Here is a 9,654-nt window from a genome sequence, read left to right on the forward strand (position 1 = left end):
AGCATAGCAAGGAAATAATTATTTATTGTATTTCATTTTAATTTTGTCTATAATTCTGTCAATATTTACTGACTTTCCTCTATCAGCGAGCATTGGATCTACTCCATCTTCTCCATACTTAAATTGAATTATTATTCCTCTTGAATCTCTAACAACACCATCAAATTCAGTTTTTAAATCTTGTAAAGCATTAATTAATCTTCTCTGCATATAACCAGATTGAGCAGTTCTAACTGCCTGATCGACTAAACCTTCTCTACCTCCCATAGCGTGGAAGAAGAATTCTGTTGGACTTAAACCTTTTTTATAACTACTTCTAACGAATCCGTGAGATCTTGCGTCTAAACTACCTTTTTCAAAGTGAGGTAGAACTCTTCCTCTATATCCTCTAAATATTCTTCTTCCTCTAACAGACTGCTGTCCCAAACATGCCGCCATCTGTGTTATGTTTAATATATTACCTCTTGCCCCTGTAACAGCCATAATAACTGCGTGATTGTCCATCCCTAAATATTTCTCAGCTATTTGACCAGCTTTATCTCTTGCTTCTCTCAATACATTGTTTATATATGCCTCTCTTGATTCTTCTAAGTCCAATCCTGGCAGTAGTTCAAGTTCTCCTCTTTCATATTTTTCAATAATTTCTTTAACTTTTTTCTCTGCTTCATCTAATACTTTTTCAATTTCTTTTAAAGCCTCTTCTGGTAGATCTTCATCGTCAATACCTGTAGTAAATCCTCTTAACATTATTGCCCTTATAGCCATCTTTGTTGTAGAGTCAAGAAACTTTCTTCCAACCTCTGGGCCAAATTCTTTAACTATTGTATGTAATATCAACCCAGCCTCTGCTCCGTAACCGTTTTTGTCGATAACTCCTTTAACTAACTCACCATCTTTTATAACAACATATGCGTCATATTCACAGTTTTCTTTTTTACAAACATCACATTTTCTACATATTTTTGCTTTGTATCTTAAATTCAAACCCTTTGGTAGTGCTTTACTAAATATCTTTTTACCAGAATATAGTGGAACCCCATTTTCTATTTTATCTGGCTCCCATAACTCCTCCTTTATTCCCCCACTTCTTAATATTAAAGTAGCCTCATCTTTCGTAAAGTAATTTGAAGTTAAAATATAAGCTCCTGAGATAAAATCATGTATTGCTCCAATTATTGGTCCTCCAAATCTTGGAGATAGAATGTGTTTTTCTACAAGCATTAAACTCTCTGCTTCAGCTCTACTTTCCTCAGACTGAGGAACATGTAAATTCATTTCATCTCCATCAAAGTCAGCGTTATATGGAGGACAGACACATAAATTATGTCTGAATGTTCTATATGGAAGGACTCTAACTTTATGTCCCATTATAGACATTCTGTGTAATGATGGCTGTCTGTTGTATAATACAATATCCCCATCCATTAAGTGCCTTTCAACTACATCTCCTTCTCTTATATTCTCTACCCAGAAATCTTTATTATTTTCAGTTATTTTTACCCTGTACTCATGTTCTTTTCCATCTTTGCCTATCATTTTCCTAATTACATAATTAACTCCTGGATGCTTATTAGAACCATTTTTCAACAACTTTTTAATTCTTTCTATATTAAATTTAGTTACTTTCTCTGGAACAGTTAATTCCTTAGCAATAACTTCTGGAACACCAACTTCGTTGATACTTAAACATGGATCTGGAGAAATTACAGTTCTCGCTGAAAAATTAACTCTTTTACCTGCTAAGTTATATCTAAATCTTCCTTCTTTACCTTTTAATCTCTGAGCTAATGTTTTCAATGGTCTTCCACTTCTATGCTTAGCAGGAGGGATTCCTGGGGCTTCATTATCGAAGTATGTATTAACATGATACTGTAAGAGATTCCATAAATCCTCAATAATTAAATTAGGAGCCCCTCCTTCAATGTTTTCTTCTAATCTGTTGTTAATTCTAATTATATCAACTAATTTGTGTGTTAAGTCATCTTCACTTCTCTCCCCAGTTTCTAATGTTATTGATGGTCTAACAGTTACAGGTGGTACTGGGAGAACAGTTAAAACCATCCATTCAGGCCTTGTAGTTTCTGGGTTTAATCCTAATAATATACAATCTTCATCTGGAATTTTTTCCAAGATTTCTCTAACATCTGATGGAGTTAAAACTTTCTCTTCTTTATCTTCAATTTTATAGTATGTAGTTGGCTTTTCATATTTTATGTCATATTTAACTTCTCCACAGTATGGACAAATTGTAACCTTTGAAGCCTCCTTATAAACTTCATCACAAACTTCCCACTTATTTCCACCATCTCTTTTCAATTTTTCCATTTTTTCTAATATTTCTTTTCTTTTATTTTCTGGAATTACTACTTTACCACAGTGAGGACATACAGCCTTTAATATATTATATATGGTTTTAGCAAATCCTATATGGATAACGGGTTTTGCTAACTCTATATGCCCAAAATGTCCAGGACATTCTCCAATTCTTCCTCCACAAGTTTTACAAACTAAACCGGGATCGATAACTCCTAATCTTGGATCCATTAATCCTCCTTCAATTGGATAACCATCTTCATCGTATGTATCTGGGGTTATTATTTTAGCAACTGACATTTGTCTAATGTAATCTGGGGACAACAATCCAAACATTATTTCTCCAAGTTCTTTTGGAATTTCATATTTTTCCATGATAATCACCGATATAAATGTGATTATTATTTTAAAAGATTAATAAAAAATGTGTGTGTAAATTAATATTTTAATTGTTATTTAGCCTTACTCTTCTTGATTTTCTTTTTCTATCCTTTCAAAAAATTCTTTAAAATCTTCTAACTCAACTTTATCCTTAATTTTTAACTTTGGAAGGATACACATACTCTTTAATTCATCTAACAATAACTTGAATGCATAGGGAATTCTAACAAATGGAATTTTTTTAGAGTGATATAGATCTTCAATTTCACCACATATTGGACAGTATTTTATTCCTCTTCTATAATCTAATATTGCGAAATCTCCACATTTTGAACATATACAAACATCATAAGGATCTGATTCATCCATAAGTCTCTCTTTAAGTAACATGGCAGTTCCATGCCCTATTAAAACATCTCTTTCCATCTCTCCAAATCTTAAACCTCCCTCTCTTGCTCTACCTTCTGTTGGCTGTCTTGTTAATACTTGAACAGGTCCTCTACTTCTTGCGTGTATTTTTCCAGCTACTAAGTGGTGTAATTTTTGATAGTATGCTATTCCAATGTAAATTTCTACTTCAAATTTTTTTCCAGTTTTTCCATCATACATTACTTCTCTCCCATGATTTTTAAATCCTAAAGCCTCTAAAGCCTTTCTTAAATCCCACTCTTCCTCTCCACTGAATATTGTCCCATCTATCCTTCTTCCCTCTAAAGCCCCTACTTTACCTCCAAGCATCTCTAATAACTGCCCAACAGTCATTCTTGAAGGAATTGCGTGCGGATTAATTATAATGTCTGGAACTATCCCACTTTCTGTAAATGGTAAATCCTCCTGTGGAACTGTCAAACCCATAACTCCTTTCTGTCCATGTCTTGAAGCAAACTTATCTCCAAGTTCAGGAATTCTCAAATCTCTAACCTTAACTTTAACTAATCTATTCCCTTCTTTAGTTTCAGTCAATATTACTTTATCAACATAACCTTCTTCTCCATGTCTTACAACTACTGAAGAATCTCTTCTTTGAGGTTTTACTTGAATAGAAATATCATGCTCTTCTAAGAATCTTGGTGGTGAAGTTTTTCCAACAATAACCTCTCCACTTTTTACATGAGATTCTACAGCGGCAATACCATCCTCTTCTAAGTTTTTATAAGCTTCTTCTGATCTGTAACCTCTAACATTTGAGTCAGGAATTTCGATTTTATCTACTTGTCCCCCAGGATATCTTCTCTCACAGGCATCATAAGTTCTGAAAAATGTACTTCTTCCTAATCCTCTATCAATTGCTGATTTGTTAAATACTATAGCATCCTCCATGTTATATCCTTCGTAACTCATAATTGCTACAACAAAATTCTGTCCTGCTGGTCTTTTATCAAAACCTAAAATTTCCTGATGCTTAGTTCTAACAATAGGCACCTGTAGATAATGTAAATAATGCCCTCTTGTATCTAATCTCCATTTTATATTACTCATTGGAATACCTAATGACTGCTTACCCATTGCTGCAGCCATTGTAATTCTTGGAGCGGCATTATGCTCAGGATATGGAGCAACTCCTGCCCCAATTCCCAATATTGTCAGAGGATCGATCTCTAAGTGAGTGTGTTTCTCAGTAAGTTCTTCCTCAGATATTGCTATATATGCATTTTCTTCTTCTTCAGCATCTAAATATTCAATAACTCCTTCTTTAACCAAATCTGAAAATGTAATTTCTCCTTTTTTTAATTTTTCAATATGTTCCTTTGTTAATTTTGGTTTTCCATTTTCTACAACTATTAGAGGTCTTACAATTCTTCCAGCATCCGTGTTTATATAAATATCATTATTTTCTTCATAATAAACAACAGTAGTATATTGTGGAATTAATCCCTTTCTTCGTGCCTCTCTAATACTATTAACCAACTCTTCTGGCTTGTCAGTAGTTCCTACTAACTTTCCATTAACATAAATATTAACTTCTCTGGAAGTCAAGTTTTTCACCTAGGTTTTATTATTTGCTTAAATTCTAAGTAATAACTCCAATTTAATAAAATATTTGAATGGAAAAATTAAAGAGATAAAAAGAACTGATTTATTCACTGTATTGACACTTAATTCCAAAGGATTTTAACAATTCTATAATTTTACTGTCATCTTCTTCTCTTGTTACTTTACACATTATAGCAAAGTTTTTAACTAAACCACAGTTAGGCCCTTCTGGAGTTTCTGATGGACAAATCTTACCCCAGTGAGTTCCATGTAATTCTCTCGCCTCAAAGTGTGGCTGTGATCTTGACAGTGGAGAGACAATTCTTCTTAATTGAGAATTTGTTGCTAAGTAACTTGTCCTATCTAAGAGTTGGCTAACCCCAGTTTTTCCTCCAACCCAAGTTCCAGTAGCCATGGCATGGACAATTCTTTCAGTTAATATATCACTTCTTACAGCGGCTTGAATTGAAGGCTTCTTGTTTCTCAATGTTTGTCTCTCTAATTGGTACTTTACATCCTTTACAAGTTGATTAAAGGCATATCTAAACAGATCTTCCATTAAATCTCCTGCTAACTTTGCTCTTTTATATGCATAATGATCTTTATCATCCTCTACTCTATATCCAAAGTATAATTCTAAGGCTGATCTTGCCATTATTCCTAAGAATCTAATTTTCTTTGGAAAATCTTCTTTGGAATCTCCTAAATGAGGGAGTAAATAATTACATAAAACAGTTTCTGCTCTTTTTAATCTATACTCTTTTAACTGTCCAGGAGCAACCTTTTTTCCAATGAATTCTAAGGCATCTTTGGAAGTATTTATATTATACTCTTCTCTAATTTCTTGAATATTTAGAACGAGTTCCATGAAAAATCTTTCATCACCAACTGCCTCAATAATATCCCTATCAGACTCTGCTCCTAATGCTTTCATCAATATAACTAATGGTATCTGCCCTGGCAATCCTGGAAATGTAGCGTATAATAAACCATCTGGATGTCTCTCGACAGTACATAATGCCCTAAAACCATGTCTTGTTGAAAATACTTTGGCAACATCAATTATTTTTCCACTTTTTTCAGATTTTTCACATAATATCCTATTAGGAATTAAATCTTCCTGAGTAATTAAAACTTTTTCAGTTCCATTAATTATAAAGTATCCAAAAGGGTCTTCTGGATCTTCTCCTAACTCTATAAGCTCCTCTCGAGATTTTCCATATAGATGACATATTTTAGATCCAAGCATTACTGGAAGTTCTCCAATATAAACCTCAACAGTCTCGTCCTCTTTCTCATTTTCTCCTTCTCCAATAATTGGAGTCATCTCTAAGTATAGTGGAACAGAATAGGTTAAATCTCTAATCCTTGCTTCCATTGGAGTTGTAGTTCTTGTAGAACCATCTGCCTCTTTAATTATCGGTTTTCCAGTTCTAATTTTACCTAATTTAACTTTATAACCACCAGGAATTTCAGTTTCTATATATCCAACTTCATCAATAATCTTTTGTAATCTATTTTCTATAAAATCGTTATATGATTCTATCTGATGTTCAATTAAACTATGTTCTTTAAAATAGGCATCTACTAATTCTCTCATAATTGTCACCTATTTAAACAATCCTTTTAATAACCAATCTATATGCTATAGAGACCCCAGCAGTAGGACTTTTTCTAATTATTCTAACTACATCCCCTTCTTTGGCACCAATTTCTTGAATAACAGGATCGTCCTCATAAATTTTAGGTAATTGTTGAATTTTAATATTATATCTTTTTAAAATCTCTTCAACTTCTTCTTTTGGAACTATTTCATGCTTTGGAACTAATACATGGTCTGTTACTTTCAAGGTCATTCCTCCCTTAATGTTTTATAATATGAAATCTATAATAATAATATAGATGATTAAAATAAAATAGCGATAAATAATTATGATGCATCTTTGAAAATATTCCCTTCTAATATTTATTTTTTACTTTTATTAGAAAATGCAGATATTTCTTTACTTAAATATTCTTAATAACTGTCTTTTCTTTTGTTTTAGATTTTATTTTAGTTCCTTCTTTTAAATGTTTAACGAACTCTTCTAACTCTTTTAAAAATTTATTCTCATCTTTAATTTTTCCATTTTCATCCACATACTTCTCGACAATTTTAACGATAGCACTTCCAACAATTGCTCCATCAGCAATTTTACAGATCTCTTCAACATGCTCTCTCTTTGAAATACCAAATCCTACACAAACCGGTATTTTTGAATACTTTTTAACTCTTTTAATTAATTCTTTAGTTTCTTCTGCAACTTTTTCTCTTGCTCCAGTAGTTCCTGTTACTGAAACAACATATACAAATCCACTGCACTTCTCTAAGATTTTCTTTAATCTATCGTCTGGAGTTGTTGGTGCAATCAAAAATATTAAATCAACTCCAAACTTTTTACAGTAGTTATATAAACTGTCTGCCTCTTCAATAGGTAAATCTGGAACTATAATTCCTGAAATTTTAGATTCTTTACATTTTTTAACAAAATTTTCCTCACCCATTTTAAATATAATGTTATAGTAAGTTAAAAACACCTTTGGAACATTAGGAAATTTTTCATTCAATTTTTTTGCTAATTCAAATGCTTTTAAAGGATTCATTCCACTTTTTAATGCTCTAACATCTGCCTTCTGTATTGTAATTCCATCTGCAACAGGATCAGAAAATGGAATTCCTATCTCAACAATATCTGCATATTTACATATAACACTTAAAGCCTTTTCTGAAATATCTAAGTTTGGGTCTCCTCCAACATAAAACGCTATAAATGCTTTCTCTCCTTTATTTTTTAACTCTTCAAATTTCTCTGATATTTTCATAATATTTCCCTCAAAAATTTTTTAGATTTCTTTACCTAATGCCTTAGCAACTGTTTGAACATCTTTATCTCCTCTACCAGATAAGTTTATAACCATAATATCATCTTTATCCAATTTATCTGCCAACTTAATAGCATATGCCAATGCATGAGAACTCTCTAATGCTGGTAAAATTCCCTCTAATCTACAAAGTATTTGAAAGGCCTCCAATGCTTCATCATCTGTTACATACACTGGTTTAATTCTATCTTCATCTTTTAAAAATGAAAGTTCTGGACCAACCCCTGGATAATCTAAGCCAGCAGAAATACTATAACTCTCTTCAATCTGACCAAATTCATCTTCCTTAACATAAATCTTAGAGCCATGCAAAACTCCAACATCTCCAGCACATAGTGATGCTCCATGCATTCCTGTCTCAATCCCCTTACCTCCAGCCTCAACAGCATATAACTCAATATCATCATCTAAAAACTCATAAAATGCTCCAATGGCATTACTTCCTCCTCCAACACAGGCAATAATAACATCTGGCAATCTTCCCTCTTTCTTTAATATCTGTTCTTTAATCTCTTTTCCAATAACTCTCTGAAACTCTCTAACCATCATTGGATATGGATGTGGGCCTAAGGCTGAGCCAAGTAAATAATAGGTTGTTCTAACATTTGTAGTCCAATCTCTCAATGCCTCATTTACAGCATCTTTTAATGTTTGAGAACCTCCAAATACCGGAATTACTTTTGCTCCCATTAGTTCCATTCTAAAAACATTTAACTTTTGCCTTTCAACATCTTTAGCTCCCATATATATAACACATTCTAATCCAAGTTTAGCACATGCCGCCGCAGTAGCAACTCCATGCTGTCCAGCACCAGTTTCAGCAATAACCCTCTTTTTACCCATTTTTTTAGCCAATAATGCTTGACCTAATGCATTGTTTATTTTATGTGCTCCTAAATGAGCTAAATCCTCTCTCTTTAAATAAACTTTACAGCCAAGTTCTTCACTAAATCTTTCAGCATAATATAATGGAGTAGGTCTTCCAACATAGTCCCTTAATAATCTATAATACTCTTCTTTAAAGTTTCCTTCATTGTTTATCCAAAATCTTTTAAATGCTTTTTCTAATTCAGTTATTGCAGGAATTAATGTTTCTGGAACAAATTTACCTCCATATATACCAAATTTTCCATTTTCATCTGGATATATATCTTTATATTTCTTCAAGATAGTCACCTCGAAAAATATATAAAATAAATCATATATAATATATATAATAGAATACAATGTTTAATATATGTTTAAGAAATTTAATAGTTATCTACTTAATTTTTAAATATGGATATCAAAATTTGCAATAATATTTATATACTATAACATCTATATAGGGGTGTGTAAAAATGCAAAATAACTCAAATGTTAAAAAATTAGAAATTGATGACATTGCCAAAATTAACAGACCAACATTAGGAAATGAAGCTTCTGTGGTTATATTAAGAGTTATAAGACATCTTACCTTAGAAGAAGTTATAGGAATATGTAGTGGTGGTATTCTCTACCGCGCTGGTAAGAATATAGGCATGTCTCTACAATTCGACGAACTCGATGACTTTTTAGATTGGATTGAAAAAAGCAAAATTGGAATTCCTGAGGTTGATGGTAATTTTGTAAGGATTTATGAATGTGTTACATGTAGTGGTATCCCCTATATTGGCAGAACTGTCTGCCACTTCGAAGGAGGACTTGTAGCAGGATTTTTAGAAAAACTGTGGAACAAACATGTTTTAGCTAAAGAAGTAAAATGTTTTGGTTTAGGTCACGATGTTTGTGAATTTGAAATAATAACAAAAGATTAACTTTTATGAAATTTTCCTTTTCTATAATTTTTATTCTCTTTCTCATTAAAAACCATAAAGACATAAAAGTTAGTCTTGGGACAAAATCACTATAATCTTAATCTTAAATATCTAAATAGGTGAAAATATGAAAGTATCAGTATATGGAGCAGGAAATCAGAAGTTGTATATAGAACAGTTAAATTTACCAGAAAAATTTGGTGGGGAGCCACCATATGGAGGAGCGAGGATGGCAATAGAGTTTGCGGAAGCAGGGCATGATGTTATC

At 32.3% G+C, this 9,654-nt stretch carries 7 protein-coding genes and 1 pseudogene; 2 read left to right on the plus strand and 6 right to left on the minus strand.

Annotated features, from left to right (window positions below; translation table 11 throughout):
* Positions 1 to 18 precede the first annotated feature (18 nt).
* The 6 genes from HZY31_RS02170 to trpB all read right to left on the minus strand — a co-directional run bounded on the left by HZY31_RS02170 (position 19) and on the right by trpB (position 8,757).
* Complete coding sequence (locus tag HZY31_RS02170; RefSeq protein WP_297317832.1) at positions 19 to 2,688, minus strand: DNA-directed RNA polymerase subunit A'; 2,670 nt, start codon at positions 2,686 to 2,688, stop codon at positions 19 to 21.
* Between the two features lie 87 nt (positions 2,689 to 2,775).
* Entirely contained in the window at positions 2,776 to 4,680 is a 1,905-nt protein-coding gene (gene rpoB, locus HZY31_RS02175) for a DNA-directed RNA polymerase subunit B (protein WP_463671214.1), read from the minus strand.
* A 91-nt stretch (positions 4,681 to 4,771) separates the two neighbouring features.
* Complete coding sequence (locus HZY31_RS02180; protein ID WP_297317834.1) at positions 4,772 to 6,268, minus strand: DNA-directed RNA polymerase subunit B''; 1,497 nt, start codon at positions 6,266 to 6,268, stop codon at positions 4,772 to 4,774.
* Positions 6,269 to 6,281: 13 nt separating this feature from the next.
* Positions 6,282 to 6,518, minus strand: a complete 237-nt coding sequence (locus tag HZY31_RS02185) for a DNA-directed RNA polymerase subunit H (protein WP_297317840.1) — start codon at positions 6,516 to 6,518, stop codon at positions 6,282 to 6,284.
* A 157-nt stretch (positions 6,519 to 6,675) separates the two neighbouring features.
* Positions 6,676 to 7,530, minus strand: a complete 855-nt coding sequence (gene trpA / locus HZY31_RS02190) for a tryptophan synthase subunit alpha (RefSeq protein ID WP_297317835.1) — start codon at positions 7,528 to 7,530, stop codon at positions 6,676 to 6,678.
* Positions 7,531 to 7,551: 21 nt separating this feature from the next.
* Positions 7,552 to 8,757: a tryptophan synthase subunit beta gene (gene trpB / locus HZY31_RS02195; RefSeq protein ID WP_297317836.1), complete on the minus strand. Its 1,206-nt coding sequence runs from the start codon at positions 8,755 to 8,757 to the stop codon at positions 7,552 to 7,554.
* Between the two features lie 173 nt (positions 8,758 to 8,930).
* Here trpB and HZY31_RS02200 point away from each other — a divergent pair, with 173 nt between their 5' ends.
* On the plus strand, positions 8,931 to 9,386 hold the full coding sequence (locus HZY31_RS02200; protein ID WP_297317837.1) for a V4R domain-containing protein: 456 nt from the start codon (positions 8,931 to 8,933) through the stop codon (positions 9,384 to 9,386).
* A 127-nt stretch (positions 9,387 to 9,513) separates the two neighbouring features.
* A pseudogene (locus HZY31_RS02205) lies at positions 9,514 to 9,654 on the plus strand (H(2)-dependent methylenetetrahydromethanopterin dehydrogenase-related protein); the annotation flags it as partial.

The sequence above is a fragment of the Methanocaldococcus sp. genome, from assembly GCF_024490875.1.
GTDB lineage: Archaea > AGJL01 > Methanococci > Methanococcales > Methanocaldococcaceae > Methanocaldococcus.